Origin of the sequence: Buttiauxella sp. JUb87, from assembly GCF_004361975.1 — a bacterium.
Taxonomy (GTDB): domain Bacteria; phylum Pseudomonadota; class Gammaproteobacteria; order Enterobacterales; family Enterobacteriaceae; genus Buttiauxella; species Buttiauxella ferragutiae.
In genome coordinates, this window is record NZ_SNVY01000001.1 from 989,712 (window position 1) to 1,012,511 (window position 22,800).

The following is a 22,800-nucleotide window of genomic DNA, read 5'->3' on the forward strand; positions in this document are numbered from 1 at the left end:
AAAAATAATGCAACCCACATCACCTCTGGCTGCGTTACGCAGCCTGCTAAAAGAACGTGAACTTGATGGCATGCTTATCCCTCGAGCCGATGCGCATCAAAGTGAGTACTGTGCCCCCTATGACACCAAGCTTGAATTTATCAGTGGTTTTGATGGCTCAGCGGGCCTGGCTCTGATTTTAGCCGACCGCGCGCTACTGTTTGTTGACGGGCGCTACCAGGTTCAGGCGCGTCAGCAAGTCAACCTCAGCGAGTTTGAAATTCATCACCTGCACGACGAACCAATCCACCTCTGGATACACGAGAATCTGCCTGCTGGTAAACGCATCGCGTTTGAGCCGATGCTGTTCGTAAACAGCCAATATGAACAACTGCGTACCAGCGGTTGTGATCTGGTTGCCGTCAATGATGATCCGATTAACGACATCTGGACAAATCGCCCGGCGGCACCTCGCGGGGTTATTCACCACATGCCGGATGACATTAGCGGTGAATCCACCGCATCAAAACGCGCGCGCGTTGCAGAAGCCTTGAAGCGTGAGGGCGTGGACTATCTGGCCCTGACTTTGCCAGACAACATCGCCTGGCTGCTTAATGTTCGCGGTTCCGATATTTCCATGAGCCCAGTCCCCCTCTCTTTTGCTTTGGTCAAAAATGACGGTGACGTGGAATGGTTTGTTGATGAAGCCAAACTGCCAAAGCTTGATAACACCTTGCTCGGCTCGCTTAAGATCCACCCTGCTGATGCGTTTCTCGCGCGTTGTGCGCAGCTTGCGGCGGGAAAACGCTTCTTGCTCGATGGTGACAATGCCGGGGTTGCCGTGCGCTTTGCGGTTGAACAAGGTGGCGGGGAAATCAAGTGGCAGGCGGATCCTGTTACGCTGATGAAAGCGAACAAAAACAGCACTGAGCTGGAGGGCTTCCGTGCAAGCCACGTGCAAGATGGCGCAGCATGGGTGAATTTCCTCGCCTGGCTGAGCCATGAAGTCCCGTTGCGTGAAGCGGCAGGTAAGCCGATTACCGAACTTGAAGCCCAGGAAAAGCAACTCGCTTTCCGTCAGGAATGTAACAACTTCTGGGAGCAAAGTTTTGGCACTATTTCCGCGTCTGCGAGTAACGCGGCAATGTGCCACTACCACAGTGCGCCGGAAACCAACTTTGCGATCACCAGTAAAGAGTTTTATCTCAACGATTCCGGCGGCCAGTATTACAACGGCACCACGGATGCCACGCGGACCATGAACTTTGGGCAACTGGACGCTCAACGCCGCCTGCATTACACCGCGGTGTTAAAAGGGTTCCTGTCGCTGATTACACTGCAATTCCCGCAAGGCACCCAGGGGCACCAAATCGATGCGTTTGCACGTCGTCCATTGTGGGAACTGGGTCTGGATTATGACCACGGTACCGGTCACGGTGTCGGCCACTGCATGCTGATTCACGAAAACCCGCATCGTATGGCGAAGAAAGTGAACCCATGGCCAATGTTGCCGGGTAATGTTCTGACCATCGAACCGGGATATTACCTCGCAGGAAGTCACGGCATTCGCATTGAGAACCAGGTTGAAGTCATCGCTTCACGTCCGGGTTTCTGTCAGTTCGCCTCGCTAACGCTTATCCCAATAGATTTAAGCGCGGTTGACTTGTCACTGCTGAACGAGCAAGAGATTGCCTGGCTTGATGAGTACCATCAGCAAGTACGCGAAACATTATCGCCACTGGTTTCTGGCGAAGCGCGACCATGGTTGATTGAAGCCACTGCGCCAGTCAGAACGCAACGCCTGTAAAAACGCCAAAGAGCCGTGTTTTTGCGGCTCTTTTCTTCTTTTTGCTGATTAAACCAGCAATCAATCATGTTTCATCTAAACAGCCTTTGACAACCCTGCGGCCGCTCGTTACTATGCGCCCCGTTAACCGATTCCTCTGTAGTTCAGTCGGTAGAACGGCGGACTGTTAATCCGTATGTCACTGGTTCGAGTCCAGTCAGAGGAGCCAAATTTAAGAAGCCCGCTTAGGAAACTAAGCGGGCTTTTTGCTTTATAGATCCGCGCTAAATCCTTCCGTTCCCTCAGGTCTGCATCTTCTTGTTAAATAAGTTTTTCCCTGATACATCCTCAGCTAAATACTCATATACAGAAATTACCGCTCAATTTAATATTTTGTTATCCAGTTTGTTATAACCGAGGGATTAAATTGATTACTATCATTTGTGTATTCCTGCTGGCTGGCATTGTAAAAGGTGTTATTGGTTTGGGTTTACCCACAATAGCAATGGGATTATTAACTGTCGTCATGACGCCCGCCAGCGCTGCGGGCTTGCTAATTTTACCCTCTCTGGTTACAAATATATGGCAGTTATTTACCGGGCCAACATTCATCAATTTAATTAAAAGATTATGGGGATTTATAGCAGGCATTTTCATTGGTACATTATTTAGCCTCTTACCTGGATTAACGTCTGCATCATCGTGGACAGAAACGGCATTGGGTATTGTGCTTATTATGTACGGTCTTTGGGGGCTTATCGCTAAAAGGTTGCCATCATCAGTTCAATCAGAAAAATGGCTATCACCTGTAGCAGGCTATATTACCGGTACCATTACCGCAGCAACCGGTGTTTTTGTGATTCCGGCAGTACCCTATTTACAATCGCTCCAGTTAAATAAAAATGATCTTATCCAGGCTCTCGGATTAGCCTTCACAGCATCAACGATTGCCTTAGCCATTCATCTGTCATTGGACAGTAAACTGGCTCACGTTGATTATTATCTGTCTGCCGTTGCGTTGATTCCTGCAATCGCAGGAATGTATGCAGGCCAGTACTTGCGTAAAGTGATCAGTGAACTCGCCTTCCGCCGCTGTTTTTTTATCGGGCTTATCGCACTTGGAATTTATATGACGATAAAATAACAGTTATGAATCATTCTGACGTTGTGTCAGGAAATCAACGAATTCTTTCGCGTATCCAGGCAGTTCAGTAAAATCCCGGGCACAAATGATGAGTTTGCGGTCAGCCCAGCTATCGGTTAAACGGATAATTTTGCTGCCATTCATGGAATTAAATCGCTCGGCGGCACGCCTCGGGATAATAGCAATGCCGACGCCACTGTCGACAATTTGCATCACGGCATCGAATGTTGTCATACGAACGCGATAGCTAATACGATATCCCAGCTTTTTGGCATGCCCTTCAATGTGATCCTGAAGCGCACTCCCCTCAGATAATCCCGTAAATTCAGCAGTGACAATATCCCGGAAAGCAATACTCTCGCTATCATGCCAATCGCTTTTGGCGGGCACAAACACCACTAATTCATCATCACGGAACGGTAATGATACCAGGCCGTTCAGCTCTGTTGAGTCAGCAACAATGCCTAAATTGGCCATTTGATTTTTAATAGCGGCGACTATGTCATAGCTGAGCATTTCTTTAACAGAAACAGAAATATTGGGTTTAAGGCTTAAATAAGAACCCAGCAACTGGGGTAAAAATTCGTTCTGCGCCGATGAATTGCACAGCAGGTTGATATGCCCGCGTAACCCTTTGCCGTATTGATGTAATTCACTGCGCATGTGCTCAACTTGTTGCAACACAATATTGGCATGGTTGACCAACGAAAACCCAGCGTCAGATAGCTTGACCCCTTTTCTGGAGCGGCTAAACAGCTCGACACCCAACTCCCCCTCCATACCACGGATACGCTCGCTTGCCGACTGCAACGTCAGGTTCGACAGCACAGCACCACCGGTGATGCTTCCCGCTTTATAAACGTTCAGAAACAGCCGTAAGTCGATAATATCAAACCGCATAAGAACACCTGCACCTTGTTTATTCTGACCTAAGCGAGATTATAGTCGGTAGTGTTGAGCGTGAATCATGCAGGACCGGGAGAAGGCACCAAAGGTTACCGTAGAGCGGAGTACGAGAGTTACCGTCAGGATAGATAACTCTCGTTAATTTGAAATGTGAGACTGGTTGCTGGAAAAGATTAAACGCCAGAGTTATCGAGCAAGTCTTTACTTGCCGCTTTCAGGTACTGGAACATTGACCAGAATGTTAACACTGCTGCGATAAAGAACAGACCAATCCCCGCGTATTCGATCCACATGTTTGGACGCCATAGCATACCAATCAGCGCCAGCATTTGCGCCATGGTCTTGGATTTACCAATCCAGGAAACGGCAACACTGCTGCGTTTGCCGATTTCAGCCATCCATTCGCGCAAAGCAGAAATAATGATTTCACGAGCAATCATGGTTGCCGCAGGCAGCGTCACCCACCAGGCATGGTAATGTTCAGCCACCAGCACCAGAGCGACGACCACCATGACTTTATCGGCTACCGGGTCAAGGAAGGCACCAAAACGTGTGCTTTGGTTCCAGCGACGCGCCAGAAAACCATCAAACCAGTCAGTGATTGCGGCAAACCAGAAGATAAACGCACACAGGAATGGCGCCCAGCTAAACGGCAGATAAAAAGCCAGCACAAAGAATGGGATAAGGATGATACGAAACAGAGTAAGCAATGTTGGGATATTAAATTGCATAGTGCTGGTTAACTGTCTGTCGTAAGTGGAAATTGTCTCTATGTTGCTACAGAGGCCTTAATGTTTCAACGAGTAGAAGATCTTTTCTGCCAACGCTTGCGAGATACCCGGCACTTTTGCGATTTCTTCTACGGATGCGTTCTTTAATGGTTGCAATCCACCCATATATTTCAACAACATCTGGCGACGTTTTGGGCCAACGCCTTCGATGGTCTCCAGCGCACTGGTATTTTTTACTTTTGCACGTTTTTTGCGATGCCCGGAAATAGCGTGATCGTGTGATTCATCACGAATGTGCTGGATGACATGCAGCGCGGGTGAATCTGGCGGCAGTGAAAACCCTTCCCCTTCCGGTTCAAAGAACAAGGTTTCAAGCCCCGCTTTGCGATCGGCGCCTTTTGCCACGCCCAGTAACAGCGGATGGTTTTTATCCCACGGAACATCGAGTTCTGCAAACACGGTTTTTGCCTGCCCCAACTGCCCTTTGCCACCATCAATCAGAATGACATCAGGCACTTTGCTCTCATCAATCGCCTTACCATAGCGACGGCGCAACACCTGGTTCATCGCCGCATAATCATCGCCTGGTGTAATGCCTTCAATGTTGTAGCGTCGATATTCAGCGCGCAATGGACCGTTGGCATCAAAAACCACACAGGAAGCCACGGTCTGCTCGCCCATAGTGTGGCTGATGTCGAAGCACTCCATGCGTTTGATTGCGGGCAACTCCAGTACGCTGGCTAAGGCTGCTAAGCGTTGATGAATGGTGGATTGCTGCGCCAGACGAGTCACAAGCGCCGTGGCCGCATTAGTACGGGCCAGTTTGAGATACCGCGCGCGGTCGCCGCGTGGTTTGGTCTGCACATTAATACGCCGCCCCGCCAGTTCCGTCAAAGAATCTGACAGCAAGGTTTTATCCGGCAAATTGAAATCAAGCAGGATTTCAGAAGGCAAGGTACGCATCTGGCTGCCTTGCAAATAGAACTGACCAACAAAAGTTTCGACGACTTCAGCGAGTTCTGTGCCGTTTGGCACTTTAGGGAAATAACTTCGGCTACCTAAAACTTTACCCTGGCGGATAAAGAGCACATGCACACATGCCATGCCGGCATCGAACGACACGCCAATCACATCCAGGTCATCGCCAGTATTGGAAACAAACTGTTTTTCAGTCACGCGACGTACCGCCTGAATTTGGTCGCGTATTCTCGCGGCCTCTTCAAACGCCAGGTTTTTGCTTGCCTCTTCCATTTTAGCGATCAGCTGATTCAGAACTTGATCGTCTTTACCGGACAGGAACAAACGGACATATTCCACCTGCTGGGCATACTCTTCTTCACTGACTAAGCCCGCCACACAAGGCCCCAGGCAGCGCCCAATTTGGTATTGCAAGCATGGGCGCGAGCGATTGCGATAAACATTGTTTTCGCACTGGCGAATCGGGAAGATTTTCTGCAATAGCGCCAGTGTTTCGCGGACAGCATAGCCATTAGGGAATGGCCCGAAATATTCCCCTTTGGCGTGTTTCGCTCCACGATGCATCGCAAGCCGCGGGTGAGTATCGCCACTAAGGAAAATAAAGGGATAGGATTTGTCATCACGCAACAGCACATTGTAACGCGGCTGATACAGCTTGATGTAATTGTGTTCCAGCAACAACGCTTCTGTTTCGGTGTGAGTCACCGTCACGTCAATATGCTGAATTAAGGCCACCAGCGCTTCTGTTTTACGGCTGGCAAGATTGCTCCTGAAGTAGCTCGACAGGCGTTTCTTCAGATCCTTGGCTTTACCGACGTAAATGACCGTATCACTGGCGTCATACATACGATAGACACCAGGTTTACTGGTTACGGTTTTAAGAAACGCTCGCGGGTCAAAGATTTCACTCACTACTTATTAATGTCTCCGCACTAAATAAACCATGACGAATGGCCAGGTGTGTCAGTTCAACATCGCCACTGATATTCAGTTTACTAAACATGCGGTAACGGTAACTGTTAACCGTTTTAGGGCTAAGATTAAGCTGCTCTGAGATCTCATTGACCTTTTGGCCTTTGGTTATCATCAACATAATCTGTAATTCACGCTCAGACAAACTCGCAAATGGCGTGTCTGTTTTCTCCGGTTCAATCTGGCTTAATGCCATTTGTTGGGCGATATCTGACGCAATGTAGCGCTGCCCGGCATTGACCGAACGAATCGCATTAACCACATCTTGTGGCGCTGCACCTTTACTTAAATATCCAGCGGCACCCGCCTGCATCACTTTTGCAGGTAGTGGATTCTCGGTGTGTATTGTCAACATAATCACTTTGATATCGTTTGAATATCGCGCGATTTTACGCGTGGCTTCCAGGCCACCAATTCCCGGCATATTCATGTCCATCAGGACAACATCAACCGGATGACTACGGCACCATTTTACGGCATCCTCGCCGCAATTTGCCTCACCTGATATCTTGATCCCTTTGATATCTTCAAGAATGCGTCGTATCCCTGCGCGCACCAGTTCGTGGTCATCAACAAGAAGTACGTTGATCAAGGGGACCTCTCCAGAATAGGGATTACGCTGCTAAAATTACTGAGCCATATTAACGGGTTTTCAGGTAACTTTAAATTATAAAAACAGATTTTCGGAATCTCATGCCGTGCTGGAAATTTAAATGTACAGTGGATACTGGACAGAAAACAGACTCATTTCATAGTTATAAATAGTAAAAACGCTTTTCATATTTAAAAAAACTATAATTCACGCCCATTAAAAGGATTAAATAAAGATCGTGGAAGTATTTTTTTTAACCAAAAATAAACAAAATTAAAACAAATACACACTTTGCACCGTAAGCATGTTACGGCCTTCACGTAACCACTAATAAAATGGTTTACGACTGTGTTATACTCCGCCGCCTTAAGAAACCGTTACACGAAACAACGGTGTACCAACCAAGACCGAGGAACACAAATGAGCACTCCTGATTTTTCCACCGCAGACAACAGTAGTGAACTGGCTATTGAAGTCACCTGCTTGAAAGCTATGCTGACTCAGATGCTGAAAGCCATGGGTCAGGCCGATGCAGGCAAAGTTATCATTAAAATGGAAAAGCAAATCGCTCAAATGGAAGACCCGGCACACGCAGACGTTTTTGGTAATACTGTTAAGCAAATTAAACAGGCTTACCGTCAGTAATCGAATCGCGACGGCTGGATGAATTCAGTTTCTCCAGCCGCTTCGTTGACTTCCCTCGTTAAAACTCGTCCTTCAAATTATCCCAATCGCTGCAGCATAACAGGCAATTTGCGTTTTATTTGGCGCATTAAATTTCTTCTGCATATTTTTCTGGTGAAAATTCACAGTATTTTCTGATATCGATAAAATAATGGCGATCTCTGATGACGTTTTCCCCTCGCCCGTCCATTGCAATATTTCTCGCTCACGTTTGCTAAGCTTTAATGGCATGGCGGCCATGGATGAATCATTAAGCCGCGTTAAAGTCATTAAACTCAGTTCGGCTAAATATTGCAGACGTAGTTGCAATTCATCGTCAGGCATAATTTTGCCTTTCCCCGCTGTACGCGAGACTGAATAAAACCCCAATGCACGATTAGGCGCCATCACGCACTGGCTTATACCACGCCGTAAGCCGTGATCCCGTGCCGCATCCCAGAAATCCTGAGTACCACTAAAAAGCTCGTCATTCCAGCGCAGATGCCCACGCATGAAATTTTCAGGACGCAAAACCGGGTCAATCGCAAAATAATTTGCAGCATGATAATGATCGAGCCACGGCTGAGGATATGTCGACCTTAATGACGTTTTGGGACGAGTAAATGGCACTGGGTGACGAATACACAGAGAGTAATAGTCAAATTCCAGCGACTCCGTTTGCTGATGTAGGATTTTAGTTATTTCGTCAGCCTGCGTAACAGACTGGAAGATATTCAGCGCATCCTGCCGCCAGCTAAAAAAGTTGCGATCATCCATTATGTCTGGCATTTCTCCTGACACTAATATCATTTCCAAATGTAATGCCAAACGCTATCACATTTATCAATATTATAAATATTTTAATAATGGCCCCAAAAGTGGGGCCATACGAATTACTGGGTGAGGAATTTTTCCAGGAATTGCTGAGTGCGTGGTTGTTGAGGATTAGCAAACAATTCACGTGCAGGCCCCTGCTCAACAATACGGCCTTGATCCATAAATATGGCACGGTCTGCAACATCACGCGCAAAGCTCATTTCATGCGTCACGATCACCATGGTGCGTTTTTCTTGCGCAAGCTGGCGAATCGTGCTCAACACTTCACCCACCAGCTCAGGGTCAAGCGCTGATGTCGGTTCATCAAACAGAATCACTTCCGGGCGCATCGCCAATGCGCGCGCAATGGCTACACGCTGCTGCTGGCCGCCGGAAAGACGACGCGGATAGCTGGTTTCTTTACCGCTTAGGCCAACTTTCGCCAGCAACTCACGCGCCCGCACTATAGCTTCTTCTTTCGGTTCGCCTTTTACAATCACGGGCCCTTCGATGATATTTTCAATCACCGTCCGATGCGGGAAAAGATTGAAGCTTTGAAACACGAACCCAACATGCTGGCGCAGTTCGCGCACTCGATTTTTCTGCTTACTCAATGATTGCGCCGCATCAATGGAAATCTCTCCGACCTTGATGGTGCCGGACTCGGGTTGTTCCAGCAAATTTATGCAGCGCAGCAAGGTGGTTTTACCGGAGCCACTTGGCCCGATAATCGCCACCACTTCGCCCGCTTTCACTTCCAGATCGATACCATGCAGCACGGTCTGCCCGTGGAATTTTTTGACCAGTTGTTTTACGTCGATTGCGCTCATTTGGGATCCCTGTCCTGGCGATTTAACTGATTTTCAAAGTAGTTCTGCAACGAAGAAAGCACCGTTGCCATTACCCAGTAAATCAATGACGCCGCGAGATACATGGTAAATACCTCGAGGGTACGCGAGGTAATAAGCTGCGCCTGGCGAAACAATTCCGGAACCTGAATAGTGGCCGCAAGGGACGTGTCTTTCACCAGACTGATAAAACTGTTGCTCAGCGGCGGCAATGCGACACGAGCCGCCTGCGGTAAAATCGCCCGACGTAAGGTTTGCCACGGCGTCATACCGATACTCGCTGCGGCTTCCCACTGCCCTTTTTCGATAGACGAAATCGCCGCACGCAAGGTTTCGGAAGCATAAGCCGCGGTATTCAGCGACAAACCGATCATCGCCGCAGGAATAGGATCCAGCTCAATACCAAACTGCGGCAGACCGTAATAGATCATAAACAGCTGCGCGATTAACGGCGTACCGCGAAAAATCGACACGTAAAAACGCGATAGCCAGGAGAACGGCCAAAACGGTGACAAACGCATCAACGCCAACATAAAACCGAGTATCAGCCCAAAGAACATGCCGCCAATACTGAGTTGCAGCGTAAAGACGGCACCTTTAAGCAGAAACGGTGCCGAATCCAGCACCAGTTGAATACTTTCATGCATACTTGAATTACACCCTGTCTGTCTTTTTATTCTTGTAATACACCCAAATGGGTGTCGCCCTTCAAAATCTCATTAAACATGTGGATGGTAAGCAAATAACGCAGGCGCACCACCGGTATGAATAAAGATTATCGGGCCTTCGTCTTTGAAACGCTTCTGGGCCACTCCATCAATTAACCCGGCCATCGCTTTGCCGGTATAAACCGGATCCAGCAAGATCCCTTCGAGGCGCGCCAAAATTTTAATGGCTTCAAGTCCTTCTTCATTAGGATGGCCATAACCCGGAGTGAAATAATCATCCCATAAATGTATTGGGTTTGACGTGCTGACACTTAGCGATTGCGCGACCGCCTGCCGCAACGCTTCCACTTTAGGCAACTGCTGGGCAACCGAACGCGAAACGGTGACGCCGATTAAATCAACATCAGGCATGACTTGCTCGAGGCCAACCGCCAGCCCGGCATGCGTCCCGGCACTTCCTGAAGCGACCACCACCGATGAAACATTGACTGCACCTTCGCACTGCTGCGCGATTTCCAGCGCACTTTCCACATAGCCCAAAGCGCCCAGCGCATTCGAGCCGCCAACAGGAATCACATACGGGCGAAAGCCTTGCGCTTCGAGACGTAGGGCAATTTCTTCCAGTTGGCTATCCGGCGAATGTAGCGCATCACACATTTCTATTTCGACATCAAACAAGTCGAGCATCAAACGGTTGCCGTTAGTGAGATAGTTTTCCGCCTGGGTACCAATTGGGTTTTCCAGCAGTGCGACGCACTTCAGGCCGAGTTTTGCCGCAACTGCCGCGGTCTGGCGCACGTGGTTTGACTGAATCGCCCCAGCGGTAACCAGCACGTCGGCACCTTCACGCAACGCATCTGCCGCCAGGAATTCAAGTTTACGCAGCTTATTTCCACCCATCGCCATCGGCGTGGCGTCGTCACGTTTAATATAGATTTCGCGGCCAAGGTAATCGGAAAAACGTGGCAAATATTCGAGTGGCGTCGGAGCGCCGATAAATTCCAGACGCGCAAATCGCGTCAGATTGTGCAGAGACATGAGCAACTCCATTACACTTTGAATAAAATCCAGATTTATTCATTATGCACCAGCCTGACAAAATGCTGGCAAATACAAATAAAAAAGGCGGATGTCGCTTACGCTAATCCGCCCTGGGCATCCCAAATTAATTATTTGGTGACGTCAGCACCAAACCATTTTTCGGAAAGCCTGGCCAGTGAGCCATCTTTCTGCATCTCAGCAATACCTTTATTAATCGCTTCGACCAGGTCTTCGTTGCCTTTACGCACTGCAACACCAGCTTCCTGACGTGAGAACGCATCGCCCGCTACCGCCAGGGTATCTTTGGTTTTCTTCACCAGGTCCAACGCGGCCAGGCGGTCGACCAGAATCGCATCAATACGGCCTACGCGCAGATCCTGATATTTCGTTGGGTCATCATCATAAGTACGGATGTCAACGCCCTGCACATTGGCGCGCAACCACTCTTCGTAGTTAGTCCCCAGACCCACACCCACTTTTTTGCCTTTCAGGGAATCCGGCCCAGTAATGCTGCCTTCGTTACCCTTTTTCACCAACGCCTGAATACCTGAAACGGTGTATGGCGTAGAGAAATCGTATTTCTTCTTACGTTCATCAGAAATGGTCACCTGGTTAATCACCACGTCGATGCGTTTAGAGTCCAGCGACGCCAGCATGCCATCCCATTTGGTCGGCTTCAGTGAGGCTTTTACGCCCAAATGCTGTGCCAACTGCTCAGCAAATTCCACTTCAAAACCGGTCAGTTTGCCGTCATCACCCTGAAAGCTGAATGGAGGATAAGTCCCTTCAAGCCCAACCAGCAGCGTGCCGCGCTCTTTGACTTTTGCCAGTAAATTTTCGGCGGCGAAGGTTTTAACACTCGCACCTGCAACCAATGCCACAGCCAGCACGCCCATCAGCGCCTGACGCCCCACCATTGCTAATTTCATAGTTACCCCGAATGTCGATATTATTGTTGTATTGTAGCGACTTAATATAATCAATCAAAACCACTGTGCTACAACTTATGCCATTTTAATATATATCAGAAGTTGATTTATTTTCCTGGTAATGGGCAGTGATATTTTGATTGAGGGTTTGAAATTGCCCGTACTTGCGCAGAGCAATACGGTAATTGTTGGTACTGGTTGGCGGCAACCACGCATCAAATGAGTCGTCGAGGTAAGCGGCAGGCGAAGAAGGCCGTGGAACGTTTTGTGAAGATAAATAGTTACCCAGACGGCGCAAGCGCACCACGTATTCACGGATGGTGCCATGGCTCATCTCGGTTTGTTCGAACAGGTATTCTTTAAAGCCGATAATATCGAAATAGTGATCCTGCTCTTTGCAGTATAAATCGCCGCAAAAACGGCACAACGCCGCCCAGGACGGGCGTTCAATCTGCCAGCTGTGTTCATCAATTAACGTATCAAGCTGCGCGATAGCCGTTTTACTGACGATCTCGCCACGATGGGTGAGCGTAATTCTGTCGAGCAATTTCGCACAATGAGCACAATGGGTCTGTGTGTGTTTAAAGTCTTTTAAATAGCGGCTTAAAGGACGCTTTTTTAAGTTCTGCACCGTCATGATGTTATCCCGGACGTATTATAATGTACGGCCTACAACTTACCGAGCTTGGTGCGTAAGCGTTTAATCGCCTGGCTGTGCAACTGACTGACGCGCGACTCCCCAACGTCCAGTACCGCGCCAATCTCTTTCAGATTCAGCTCTTCCTGGTAGTAAAGGGTCAGCACCATCTTTTCACGATCCGGAAGCGCCTCGATGGCGTCCATTACGCGTTGGCGTAGATTCCCTTCCAACAGTTGTTGTAGTGGATTCGCCTGCTGATGCTCTTCAGTAATCAGTTCGATACTATCGCCATGCTCTTCACGCCACTCGTCATAAGAGAAAAGTTGACTGTTGTTGGTGTCGAGCAACATCTGACGGTATTCGTTGAGCGGGATATCCAACCGGTCTGCCACTTCAGTTTCAGTGGCATTACGGCCCAGCTCTTGCTCCAGTTGACCCATTGCCTGCGCAACACCGCGAGCGTTACGCCTGACGCTGCGTGGCACCCAGTCACGGCTGCGCAACTCATCAAGCATCGCCCCACGGATGCGCTGCACCGCGTAGGTAGTAAATGCCGTTCCTTGCAGGGCATCATAACGGTCCACTGCATTCAACAACCCGATGCCGCCCGCCTGTAGCAGGTCGTCAAGCTCCACACTCGCGGGCAGGCGTACCTGCAGGCGCAATGCTTCGTGACGCACCAATGGTACATAACGCTGCCACAGCGAGTGTTTATCCATTACACCTTCAGAGGTATACAGTGAATTCACGATAAACAGCCCTGCGTTAGTTGAGTTATCGGCATGATTATCCGTTTCTGGAGGGTTTTTAATCGCAAGAATAGTGGGTGAAATGAGGGGTTATTTGCGGTTATGGATAACAATTAATACGAAAAAACCCTGCCGAGGCAGGGTTTGGTCAGGTATCAGGCGATTAGCCCTGCAGCAGAGACAGTACTTGCTGTGGAACCTGGTTAGATTTTGCCAACACGGAGTTACCCGCCTGCTGGATGATCTGCGCTTTAGACATATTTGACACTTCGGTCGCATAGTCGGCGTCCTGAATACGGGACTGCGCTTCAGACAGGTTAGTGGTGGTGTTGTTCAGGTTGGTTACCGCTGAATCCAGACGGTTCTGTACCGCACCCAGAGAAGAACGGAATTTGTCTACCGAAGCGATAGCAGCATCAAGTTTTGCCAGCGGATCAGTAGTAGAACCAGAAGTCAGGCTGCTCAAGCTCAAGGCTTTGGTATCGATTTTAAACGAGGCTTCTGTTGCTGTTGAAACATCGGCAGATTCAGGATCTACGGCAACATAAAAATCTTGTTGAGCACCGCTAGCAATATCGAAGCCATTAGCTTTCAAGTTGTTGCTTTCAGCCGCTGTGGTCGCCTTGACAGTGACTTTTGCAAACAGGTTGCCGTTATCATCTGCGTAAACATCATCAGCGAAAGTCGCGCCGCCAGCTGCCAGGCCCAGACGAGTAGAAAGGTCATTTGCTGCACCTTTTTCTGATACTTTAGCATCTACAACTTGAGTAGTGGCACCGTAATATTTGGTGAAATCAGTGACTGCAGTTGCAGTTGACGCTTTACCAAATTCACCCGCCGCACTTACCGGGCCAGTCACGTTAAAAGTATTCAGACCCAGTGTAGTAGAGTCGATTTTTTTCAGGTCGATATCGATAGTCTGGCCATCGTTCGCGCCAACCTGGATAGACATTTTGCCGTCTTTAGCCAGTACATTCACGCCGTTAAACTGAGTCTGACCAGATACGCGGTCAATTTCAGACAGACGGGATTTGATTTCATCCTGGATTGAAGACAGGTCAGAAGCAGAGTTAGTCCCGGTAGAAGCCTGAACAGTCAGTTCACGTACACGCTGTAAGTTGTTGTTGATTTCTGACAGTGCGCCTTCAGTAGTCTGTGCAACAGAGATACCGTCGTTGGCGTTACGAGCAGCCTGAGTCAGGCCTTTAATGTTGGACGTGAAACGGTTTGCAATTGCCTGGCCTGCAGCATCATCCTTCGCGCTGTTAATACGTAAGCCAGAAGACAGACGCTCAATAGAAGTCGACAGAGCAGACTGGTTCTTGTTGATATTGTTTTGAGTAATCAGCGAGAGGCTGTTGGTATTAATGACTTGTGCCATGATTTATTTTTCCTGTGTTTCAAGTCTACGGTTTATGGGTTGGGTTTCCACCCGTCGGCTTCGTTGCCGTTAAACCTGTTATCGTCTGGTCCCCCACAACCTTTAGAATTTTTTTACATTCACAGTAAAATTTTTAGCACCGGAAATACTCTCGCCCTCTACCGCTATTCTTGCCATTAAAAAAAAGAAATTAATCGTAAACTTTGTTTTTTCCAGGCCGATACTCCCGGTATTCATTTTATGCATCGATACATTAAGGAAATAATATGGCTAGTATTTCTACGCTGGGGATCGGGTCCGGTCTGGATCTGAGCAGCATTCTCGATAGCCTGCAGGCAGCACAAAAAGCGACGCTAACACCAATCTCAAAACAACAAAGTTCCTTTACAGCAAAATTGAGCGGTTACGGCACCCTGAAGAGCGCACTGGTCAGCTTCCAGACCGCCAACACCGCGCTCAATAAAGCCGATCTGTTTACTGCGACATCAACCAGCAGCAGTAGCACCGCGTTCAGCGCGACCACTACCGGTAATGCAGTGGCCGGGAAATATACGATTAACGTCACTCAACTGGCGCAATCGCAAACGCTGACTACCAAAAATACCCAACCCGACAGCAAGACAGCGATTGCCACCGGCGACAGCGTGTTGACCATTCAACAAGGTGGCGATAAAAAACCGGTCACCATTGATATTAGTGCTGCCAACTCCTCACTGAGCGGCATTCGCGACACCATCAATAATGCCAAAGCGGGTGTTAGTGCCAGTATTATCAACGTCGGCAACGGCCAATATCGTCTGTCTATTACCTCTGACGATACCGGTGGCGACAATGCCATGAGCCTGAGTGTCAGCGGTGACAGCGCCCTGCAAAGCTTTATGGGCTATAACGGCACCAGCACAGATGCCGCGAACGGTATGGAAGAGAGCGTTACCGCGCAAGATGCCGAGCTGACGGTGAACAACATTAAAATCACCAACAGCAGCAATACCATCAGCGATGCGCTGGAAGACATCACCCTCAATCTGAATAATGTCACCACCGGCACCCAAACGCTGACCATCACCAAAGATACTTCTAAAGCAGAAACCGCAGTCAAAGCCTGGGTCGATGCCTATAACGCCTTGCAGGACACCTTCAGCAGCTTAACCAAATACACTGCGGTTGATACGGGAGCCGATGCTCAAGACTCCAGCAACGGCGCACTGCTTGGCGACAGCACCTTGCGTACTATCCAGACGCAACTCAAAGGGTTACTCAACAATACCCAGAGCAGTTCATCATTTAAGACGCTGGCACAAATCGGTGTGACGTCAGACCCGAGCACCGGAAAGTTAGAACTCGATGGCGACAAACTGAAAACGGCGCTGAAAAAAGATGCGTCTGGGGTTCAGGAGATGATTGTTGGCGACGGTAAAACCAGCGGCATCACCACCACCATCGGCAACAACCTGACCAGTTGGCTCTCCAGCACCGGAATCATCAAGGCGGCAACCGACGGTGTGAGCAAGACGCTGAACAGTCTGACCGCACAGTACAACAAAGCCAGTGAACGTATTGACTCAGAGATGGCGCGTTACAAGGCGCAATTTACTCAACTGGACGTGATGATGAGTTCACTGAACTCCACCAGCAGCTATCTGACTCAACAGTTTGATACCAGTTCCAGCAAAAAATAATTAATCCAGGAGCAGATATGTACGGGGCAAAAGCGACTCAGGCCTATGCAAAAATTGAAGTGGAAAGCGCGGTGATGAGTGCCAGCCAGCAACAACTAGTGACTATGTTGTTTGATGGTGCGCTCAACGCGTTAGTCCGTGCGCGTCTTTTTTTGCAGGATGGCAACCTGGAAGGGAAAGGCCTTTCGCTGTCTAAAGCCATTAATATCATCGATAACGGGCTGAAAATCGGCATTGATGAAACCAGCAACGACGAACTGACACAGAATCTGCACGCTCTTTATACCTACATGGTGCGACGTATCTTCCAGGCCAATCTACACAATGATGTCAGCGCGATCGAAGAGGTCGAGAACTTGCTGCGAAATATTGCCGATGCCTGGAAAGAAGTTGCTCTGATGCCTAACCGGATTCAGGACGTAGTCTAATGAACCACGCACCGCAACTGTACATTCGCTATCAGCAATTATTAGAGCAGAGCCAGGTGATGCTAAACAACGCCCGCAAAGGAATGTGGGACGAATTAATCGCTAGTGAAATGGATTACGTTAACGCGGTGCATGAACTCACTCAATTCATGAGCGACATTAAGCTCTCCATGCTGATGCAGGAGCAACTCAGCCCTGTGCTCCAGAATATTCTGGACAACGAAAGCGAGATTAAACGCTTACTGCAAATACGCATGGATGAACTGGCGAAACTGGTAGGGCAATCTTCCATACAACAATCCGTGTTAACCGCTTATGGTAAACAGGGAGGCCAGATTCTGGCTCCGCAAGACAAACAAGACATCACTTCCTGATCTTCTATTCCTGGTGCGAGAACGACTGAGCTTGTCGCACCAGGCATTTCCAGGCATATCATCCATAATTGAGATCCCTCTTTATGGAGCCTGTACATGCGCAATCCAACCTTGTTGCAATTTTTCCATTGGTACTACCCCGGCGGGGGCAAGTTGTGGGCTGAAGTGGCAGAACGTGCAGCCACGCTCAATGATATTGGCGTCAATATGGTTTGGTTACCGCCAGCTTATAAAGGCAGTTCCGGTGGCTACTCGGTAGGATATGACAGCTATGATCTTTTTGACCTCGGTGAGTTTGACCAAAAAGGTTCTGTGCCGACTAAATACGGCGACAAAGCACAATTACTGGCCGCGATAAAAGCCCTGCAGGAGAATGAAATCTCCGTTCTGCTCGATGTGGTGGTTAACCACAAAATGGGCGCGGACGAAAAAGAACGTATTCGCGTGAATCGCGTCAACGAAGAAAACCGCAATGAGATAGACGACGGCGTGATCGAATGTGAGGCGTGGACACGCTACACGTTCCCTGTCCGCGCCGGTAAATATTCGCAATTTATCTGGGATTACAAATGTTTTAGTGGCGTTGACCACATTGAAAACCCGACGGAAGACGGCATTTTTAAAATCATCAACGACTACACCGGCGAAGGCTGGAACGATCAGGTTGATGATGAACTGGGTAATTTCGACTATTTAATGGGCGAGAATATCGATTTCCGTAACCATGCCGTGACGGAAGAACTGAAATATTGGGCGCGCTGGGTGATGGCAGAAACGGGCTGTAATGGCTTCCGCCTTGATGCGGTGAAACACATTCCAGCATGGTTCTACAAAGAATGGATTGAGCATGTTCAGGAAGTAGCGGAACAATCGTTGTTTATCGTCGCGGAATATTGGTCGCACGAAGTTGATAAACTTCAGGAATATATTGCTCAGGTGGATGGCAAAACGATGCTGTTTGATGCGCCATTGCAAATGAAATTCCACCAGGCCTCAAAGCAAGGCCGCGAATATGACATGAGCCAAATTTTCACCGGCACGCTGGTAGAAGCCGATCCGTTCCACGCCATTACCCTTGTCGCCAATCATGACACTCAGCCACTGCAATCCCTCGAAGCGCCCGTTGAACCGTGGTTCAAGCCACTGGCGTATGCGCTTATTTTGTTGCGCGAAAATGGCGTGCCAAGCGTGTTCTATCCGGATTTATTCGGTGCCAGCTACGACGACGAAGGTGGCGATGGCGAGACTTATCACATCGACATGCCCGTAATTGAACAGCTGGATGATTTAATTCACGCCCGCGAACTCTTTGCTCACGGTGTGCAAACTCTTTACTTCGATAGTCCTAATTGCATCGCATTCAGCCGCAGCGGTACTGATGAACACCCCGGTTGCGTGGTGGTGTTATCTAACGGCGATGAAGGCGAGAAAACCATTACGCTTGGCGATAATTACGGTGGCAAAAACTGGCGAGATTATTTGGGCAATCGGCAGGAGACTGTGACGACTGATGCCAACGGTAGCGCAACCTTCGCCTGTAACGGCGGCAGTGTCAGCGTTTGGGTGATAGAAGAAGTGTTATAAATGGGTCTGGAACCTCCCTCTCCAGTGATAAGGAGAGGGATACCCTACCCTACGGTAATTTGGTTTGCAGCGGGTTTTTCTGCAAATAATCAGCACATTCCTGCGTTGGACGCTCAACACGTTTCAGCGTCATCCCCGCATACTCCAGCGTATCTCCGAAGCGCTCTACGCTATAAACTTCACGCTTGTTCGTGACGTTATACCAATCGTCTGAACGCACTATCAGTTTACCCGGCAGAGCCATTACGCGCTGCCACTGACGGCAATCCAGCGTATCGCCCGCAGAAGTCACCACCAGCGTCGCTATCGCTTCGGGGCTGACCATCTCACTTTGCGGACCTTGTGACTGCCAGTACCCTGCAAGCCCTGCAAGCCCTGCAGGTGCTGGTGCTTTCACCACTTCGCGGTAATTTTCAACCTGCACACAGCCGCTCAACGCCAGCAACACTGTCAATAATGCAATCTTCTTCATCATCTATCCTGACCGCGGAGAAAAAATAATTTTCGCATTAAAGCACTTAGCTCGCCAGTGTTTCTCTGTTTTGGGAAGAGGCGGCGTCTGCCAATCTGCTGAAACGGCAGTTTGCACCGTCAAAAGCAAACTGAGTCTGGAGCGAAGACATCAGCCATGCTTATCGCTAAGCAAAAACCAATTTGAAAATGTGATCGACAGCACAAAAAGAGGAGAAAACAAACGATATGGGCGCTAAATTTCGCGCCTATTTTTTAGGGTAATCAGCGGAGTGACAGTAATGGAATGGATAATTGCAGCAATAGCAATCCTGTGCTGTGTATATGTCGAAAGCAGCGCTCGCAATCAGCAAAAGCGCAAAGAAATGAAAACACGCCCACTGAGAGGTGTTAAGACTCCTCGCTAAAGCTCACGCATATAAGAAAGATGATCACCAGGGTTACCAGAAATTTAACCAACCAGGAACGTGAGAAATGAAATGGATGATTGCTGTGGTTTTCTTGGTTGTTGTTGTGGTGGTGAGCGCCATTATGGTGGATAGCGAGGTTGAAGAATCAACGGAGTCTGTTCACCTTTATAGCCAGTATTTTCACACTGTACGACACATCGCTAAGTTTAATATTGCGAGTGACTGTGAAAAATACCGATCACAATCCTTTCAGACTGACGACTACGCAACGCGTTTTTGCTCCAACAAATCAGACTTGAGCACGAATCTAAAATAATCAAAAAGACAAAGACCCGCCCCGGCGGGTCTTTTAATGCTTATATGTATTAAATTATTCGAGAATGCATTTTTCAGCTGCATGGTTCGGGGAAAGGAATGGATCAGGCTGGTTATTTGATTGTTGTCATAAAAAGCAGGGGTATTTTGAAGAATAGTTTTGCAGAGGTTTTGGATAAAGGGAAAAGAGTATATATTTTAGCCCCTTATGCAACATATCACCTTCTGAGTTCAGAGGTAAGAAAATGTCCTGGCAACAATTCAAATTAAATTATCTGGTTAAGTTCTGGGCTCCGATGCCCGCCGTTATCGCAGCAGGTATTCTTTCAACTTACTATTTCGGCCTTACAGGAACATTCTGGGCTGTCACCGGCGAATTTACCCGCTGGGGTGGGCAGCTTCTGCAATTAATGGGTGTTCACGCTGAAGAGTGGGGATATTTCAAACTCATTCATCTTGATGGCAACCCTTTAACACGCATTGACGGCATGATGATTATCGGCATGTTCGGTGGATGTTTTGCGGCCGCATTGTGGGCCAATAACGTGAAACTGCGGATGCCCCAACACCGCATACGTATTATCCAGGCGGTGTTAGGCGGAATCATTGCCGGCTTTGGTGCACGTCTGGCGATGGGTTGTAATCTGGCGGCATTCTTTACCGGTATTCCCCAGTTTTCTCTGCATGCCTGGTTCTTCGCCTTAGCGACTGCGATGGGTTCGTGGTTCGGTGCAAAATTCACCCTTCTCCCGCTGTTCCGTATTCCCGTCAAACTACAAAAAGTCTCTGCCGCCTCGCCACTCACCCAACGCCCTGAGCAAGCAAAACGCCGCTTCCGCATCGGTATGTTGGTATTCGCAGGTATGGTTGGATGGGGCGCACTTACCGCGATGAATCAACCGAAACTCGGTATCGCCATGCTGTTTGGCGTTGGGTTTGGGTTGTTAATTGAGCGAGCGCAAATCTGCTTTACCTCGGCATTCCGGGATATGTGGATCACTGGTCGTACGCATATGGCGAAAGCAATCATTTTAGGTATGGCGGTCAGTGCTATTGGTATCTTCAGTTATGTTCAGCTTGGTGTTGCGCCAAAAATTATGTGGGCTGGCCCTAACGCTGTCATCGGTGGGTTGTTGTTTGGTTTTGGGATTGTACTGGCTGGCGGGTGTGAAACCGGCTGGATGTATCGCGCGGTTGAAGGACAAGTTCATTACTGGTGGGTAGGATTAGGCAACGTTATCGGTTCCACGATCCTTGCATACTACTGGGACGATATTTCACCTGCCCTCGCCACCCAGTGGGACAAAGTCAACTTACTCGATACCTTTGGCCCGCTCGGCGGTTTACTGGTCACCTATTTGCTTTTGCTGGCCGCATTTTTGTTCATTGTCAGTTGGGAAAAACAGTTCTTCCGTCGTAAAAACCTGCACAGTAGCCAGCCTATTAAGGAGAGCGTATGAGCCACAATTATGTACCAGATTTCCGCCTGGATATGGTCGGTGAACCTTGTCCTTACCCGGCAGTTGCCACACTGGAGGCCATGCCACAATTAGCGAAAGGCCAAATTCTTGAAGTGGTGAGCGACTGCCCGCAGTCAATAAATAACATCCCTTTAGATGCCAAAAACCACGGCTATACGGTGCTGGATATTCAACAAGACGGCCCAACTATTCGCTATTTGATTCAACGCTGAACACCAGAGCGAGGGATAAAACCCTCGCCATTCATCTAAAATGTGCAATGCTTATCAAGCTTAGAAAAGATTTCGCAAACTCAATGGCGAGTTAACAATTATGAATTAAGATTATTCTTATAATCCTAAAATGGAACAACGCCATGCGTGATTTCTTGTCGACATTAAAATATGACTTAAAAATCAACACTGCCAAATCTAAGCTCATTATTTTAATATTCAGAATGGCAACTATTCACGCCAAAACAAAGGCGCTGTACCCGCTTTCATTGATGTTTGTGATTCTCAATCGAGTGGTTAATGAAGGATTGTTTGGTGTCGAACTGAATTATCATTTAAAGATTGGTAAAGGCTTTAAAATATGGCACGGCAACTCAATGATTATTAACAGAAATTGTATTATTGGCGAGAATTTTACCATCCGGCAATTCTGTACCCTTGGTAGCAATAAAAATGGTGTAGATATCAAATTTAACGTGGGTAACAACGTCAATATGGGCGCCCATTCGTGCATCATTGGTGATGATATTGAGATAGGCGACAACGTGACCATTGGCGTTGGAACTCTGGTTTTAAAAAGCGTCCCAGCAAATAGCACGGTTATTTCCAGCAATAAAATGGTTATTCTCGAAAAACACGAAACCTTAACCATCTAAATATTATTCAATCCCATACTTTAGTTGTATTGACTTAATTCACAAAAGCAAATCCCAATTACCAAAATAGTTGGAATTGTATCAAAGCGGCAATTGAGTAAGTCCCGATGAGCTTACTCAAGTAAGTAATTATTCGGCCCATACATGGGCCTCACCCCTTCGGGGCGCTGCTAACAGCGTTCAAATCTGCTCCCGGCAGATTTGTCGGACGAACGAATGCAGCCAACACAGATACAATTTCAAGTATGAAGGGTAATTACACCTGCATATTCATCATATGAGGCTCTGATTTTGTAGAACACGGAAATACACGGAACATCACGCATTAAGACAGATGCTTAGCGCAAACTTTCAGAACAAAGGTCAC

General features: G+C 48.2%; 24 protein-coding genes and 1 tRNA gene. 12 read left to right on the forward strand and 13 right to left on the reverse strand.

Annotated features, from left to right (window positions below):
* The first annotated feature begins 7 nt into the window (after nt 1–7).
* The 3 genes from EC843_RS04550 (at nt 8) to EC843_RS04560 (ending at nt 2,909) form a co-directional block, all read left to right on the forward strand.
* The gene (locus tag EC843_RS04550) at nt 8–1,786 is read left to right on the forward strand and encodes an aminopeptidase P family protein (RefSeq protein WP_133521733.1); all 1,779 of its coding nucleotides are present in this window, start codon (nt 8–10) and stop codon (nt 1,784–1,786) included.
* 132 nt (nt 1,787–1,918) lie between these two features.
* Nucleotides 1,919–1,994, forward strand: a tRNA-Asn gene (locus EC843_RS04555).
* Between the two features lie 198 nt (nt 1,995–2,192).
* Nucleotides 2,193–2,909 carry a sulfite exporter TauE/SafE family protein gene (locus tag EC843_RS04560; protein ID WP_208111305.1) on the forward strand — a complete coding sequence of 239 codons (717 nt, stop codon included), beginning with the start codon at nt 2,193–2,195 and terminating at the stop codon, nt 2,907–2,909.
* A 3-nt stretch (nt 2,910–2,912) separates the two neighbouring features.
* Here the strand turns inward: EC843_RS04560 and EC843_RS04565 are convergent, their stop codons facing one another.
* The 4 genes from EC843_RS04565 to uvrY form a co-directional block, all read right to left on the reverse strand.
* The gene (locus EC843_RS04565) at nt 2,913–3,809 is read right to left on the reverse strand and encodes a LysR substrate-binding domain-containing protein (protein ID WP_133521734.1); all 897 of its coding nucleotides are present in this window, start codon (nt 3,807–3,809) and stop codon (nt 2,913–2,915) included.
* 179 nt (nt 3,810–3,988) lie between these two features.
* Entirely contained in the window at nt 3,989–4,546 is a 558-nt protein-coding gene (gene pgsA / locus EC843_RS04570; protein WP_064545575.1) for a CDP-diacylglycerol--glycerol-3-phosphate 3-phosphatidyltransferase, read from the reverse strand.
* 57 nt (nt 4,547–4,603) lie between these two features.
* Entirely contained in the window at nt 4,604–6,436 is a 1,833-nt protein-coding gene (gene uvrC / locus EC843_RS04575) for an excinuclease ABC subunit UvrC (RefSeq protein WP_133521735.1), read from the reverse strand.
* Nucleotides 6,429–7,088: a UvrY/SirA/GacA family response regulator transcription factor gene (gene uvrY / locus EC843_RS04580; protein ID WP_064545571.1), complete on the reverse strand. Its 660-nt coding sequence runs from the start codon at nt 7,086–7,088 to the stop codon at nt 6,429–6,431. Before uvrY ends, uvrC begins: the two co-directional genes overlap by 8 nt.
* Before the next feature lie 420 nt (nt 7,089–7,508).
* On the opposite strand from uvrY, the gene EC843_RS04585 reads away from it, so the two are divergent.
* Nucleotides 7,509–7,733, forward strand: a complete 225-nt coding sequence (locus tag EC843_RS04585) for a DUF2594 family protein (RefSeq protein WP_133521736.1) — start codon at nt 7,509–7,511, stop codon at nt 7,731–7,733.
* Nucleotides 7,734–7,805: 72 nt separating this feature from the next.
* Here the strand turns inward: EC843_RS04585 and sdiA are convergent, their stop codons facing one another.
* From sdiA to EC843_RS04625, 8 genes are all read right to left on the reverse strand, one after another.
* Nucleotides 7,806–8,528 (reverse strand): transcriptional regulator SdiA, encoded by a 723-nt coding sequence (sdiA, locus tag EC843_RS04590; RefSeq protein ID WP_064545566.1) that lies wholly within the window; start codon nt 8,526–8,528, stop codon nt 7,806–7,808.
* 116 nt (nt 8,529–8,644) lie between these two features.
* Complete coding sequence (gene tcyN, locus EC843_RS04595) at nt 8,645–9,397, reverse strand: L-cystine ABC transporter ATP-binding protein TcyN (RefSeq protein ID WP_064545564.1); 753 nt, start codon at nt 9,395–9,397, stop codon at nt 8,645–8,647.
* Complete coding sequence (tcyL, locus tag EC843_RS04600; protein WP_064545562.1) at nt 9,394–10,062, reverse strand: cystine ABC transporter permease; 669 nt, start codon at nt 10,060–10,062, stop codon at nt 9,394–9,396. The genes tcyN and tcyL overlap by 4 nt, the downstream gene beginning before the upstream one ends.
* A 72-nt stretch (nt 10,063–10,134) precedes the next feature.
* Nucleotides 10,135–11,121, reverse strand: coding sequence for a D-cysteine desulfhydrase (gene dcyD, locus EC843_RS04605; protein WP_133521737.1), 987 nt, complete (start codon nt 11,119–11,121; stop codon nt 10,135–10,137).
* A gap of 131 nt (nt 11,122–11,252) precedes the next feature.
* Nucleotides 11,253–12,053, reverse strand: a complete 801-nt coding sequence (gene tcyJ, locus EC843_RS04610; protein WP_064545558.1) for a cystine ABC transporter substrate-binding protein — start codon at nt 12,051–12,053, stop codon at nt 11,253–11,255.
* An 85-nt stretch (nt 12,054–12,138) separates the two neighbouring features.
* Nucleotides 12,139–12,690 (reverse strand): flagella biosynthesis regulatory protein FliZ, encoded by a 552-nt coding sequence (gene fliZ, locus EC843_RS04615; protein ID WP_064545556.1) that lies wholly within the window; start codon nt 12,688–12,690, stop codon nt 12,139–12,141.
* A 32-nt stretch (nt 12,691–12,722) separates the two neighbouring features.
* Nucleotides 12,723–13,442 carry an RNA polymerase sigma factor FliA gene (locus EC843_RS04620; RefSeq protein WP_064545552.1) on the reverse strand — a complete coding sequence of 240 codons (720 nt, stop codon included), beginning with the start codon at nt 13,440–13,442 and terminating at the stop codon, nt 12,723–12,725.
* Nucleotides 13,443–13,605: 163 nt separating this feature from the next.
* Complete coding sequence (locus EC843_RS04625; RefSeq protein WP_121813814.1) at nt 13,606–14,823, reverse strand: FliC/FljB family flagellin; 1,218 nt, start codon at nt 14,821–14,823, stop codon at nt 13,606–13,608.
* 266 nt (nt 14,824–15,089) lie between these two features.
* On the opposite strand from EC843_RS04625, the gene fliD reads away from it, so the two are divergent.
* The 4 genes from fliD (at nt 15,090) to amyA (ending at nt 18,888) form a co-directional block, all read left to right on the forward strand.
* The gene (gene fliD / locus EC843_RS04630) at nt 15,090–16,502 is read left to right on the forward strand and encodes a flagellar filament capping protein FliD (protein ID WP_133521738.1); all 1,413 of its coding nucleotides are present in this window, start codon (nt 15,090–15,092) and stop codon (nt 16,500–16,502) included.
* A 17-nt stretch (nt 16,503–16,519) separates the two neighbouring features.
* Entirely contained in the window at nt 16,520–16,930 is a 411-nt protein-coding gene (fliS, locus tag EC843_RS04635; RefSeq protein ID WP_133521739.1) for a flagellar export chaperone FliS, read from the forward strand.
* Nucleotides 16,930–17,304, forward strand: coding sequence for a flagella biosynthesis regulatory protein FliT (gene fliT / locus EC843_RS04640; protein ID WP_133521740.1), 375 nt, complete (start codon nt 16,930–16,932; stop codon nt 17,302–17,304). The genes fliS and fliT overlap by 1 nt, the downstream gene beginning before the upstream one ends.
* 96 nt (nt 17,305–17,400) lie before the next feature.
* Nucleotides 17,401–18,888, forward strand: a complete 1,488-nt coding sequence (gene amyA / locus EC843_RS04645) for an alpha-amylase (protein WP_133521741.1) — start codon at nt 17,401–17,403, stop codon at nt 18,886–18,888.
* A gap of 49 nt (nt 18,889–18,937) precedes the next feature.
* On the opposite strand, the gene yedD is transcribed toward amyA, so the two are convergent.
* On the reverse strand, nt 18,938–19,360 hold the full coding sequence (yedD, locus tag EC843_RS04650) for a lipoprotein YedD (protein ID WP_133521742.1): 423 nt from the start codon (nt 19,358–19,360) through the stop codon (nt 18,938–18,940).
* 473 nt (nt 19,361–19,833) lie between these two features.
* On the opposite strand from yedD, the gene EC843_RS04655 reads away from it, so the two are divergent.
* The 4 genes from EC843_RS04655 (at nt 19,834) to EC843_RS04670 (ending at nt 22,433) form a co-directional block, all read left to right on the forward strand.
* Nucleotides 19,834–20,085, forward strand: coding sequence for a hypothetical protein (locus EC843_RS04655; RefSeq protein WP_064545537.1), 252 nt, complete (start codon nt 19,834–19,836; stop codon nt 20,083–20,085).
* A gap of 244 nt (nt 20,086–20,329) precedes the next feature.
* Nucleotides 20,330–21,544: a selenium metabolism membrane protein YedE/FdhT gene (gene yedE, locus EC843_RS04660; RefSeq protein WP_133521743.1), complete on the forward strand. Its 1,215-nt coding sequence runs from the start codon at nt 20,330–20,332 to the stop codon at nt 21,542–21,544.
* Nucleotides 21,541–21,777, forward strand: coding sequence for a sulfurtransferase-like selenium metabolism protein YedF (gene yedF / locus EC843_RS04665; RefSeq protein WP_064545534.1), 237 nt, complete (start codon nt 21,541–21,543; stop codon nt 21,775–21,777). The genes yedE and yedF overlap by 4 nt, the downstream gene beginning before the upstream one ends.
* A 143-nt stretch (nt 21,778–21,920) precedes the next feature.
* Nucleotides 21,921–22,433, forward strand: coding sequence for a serine acetyltransferase (locus tag EC843_RS04670; protein WP_064545532.1), 513 nt, complete (start codon nt 21,921–21,923; stop codon nt 22,431–22,433).
* Nucleotides 22,434–22,800: the final 367 nt, after the last annotated feature.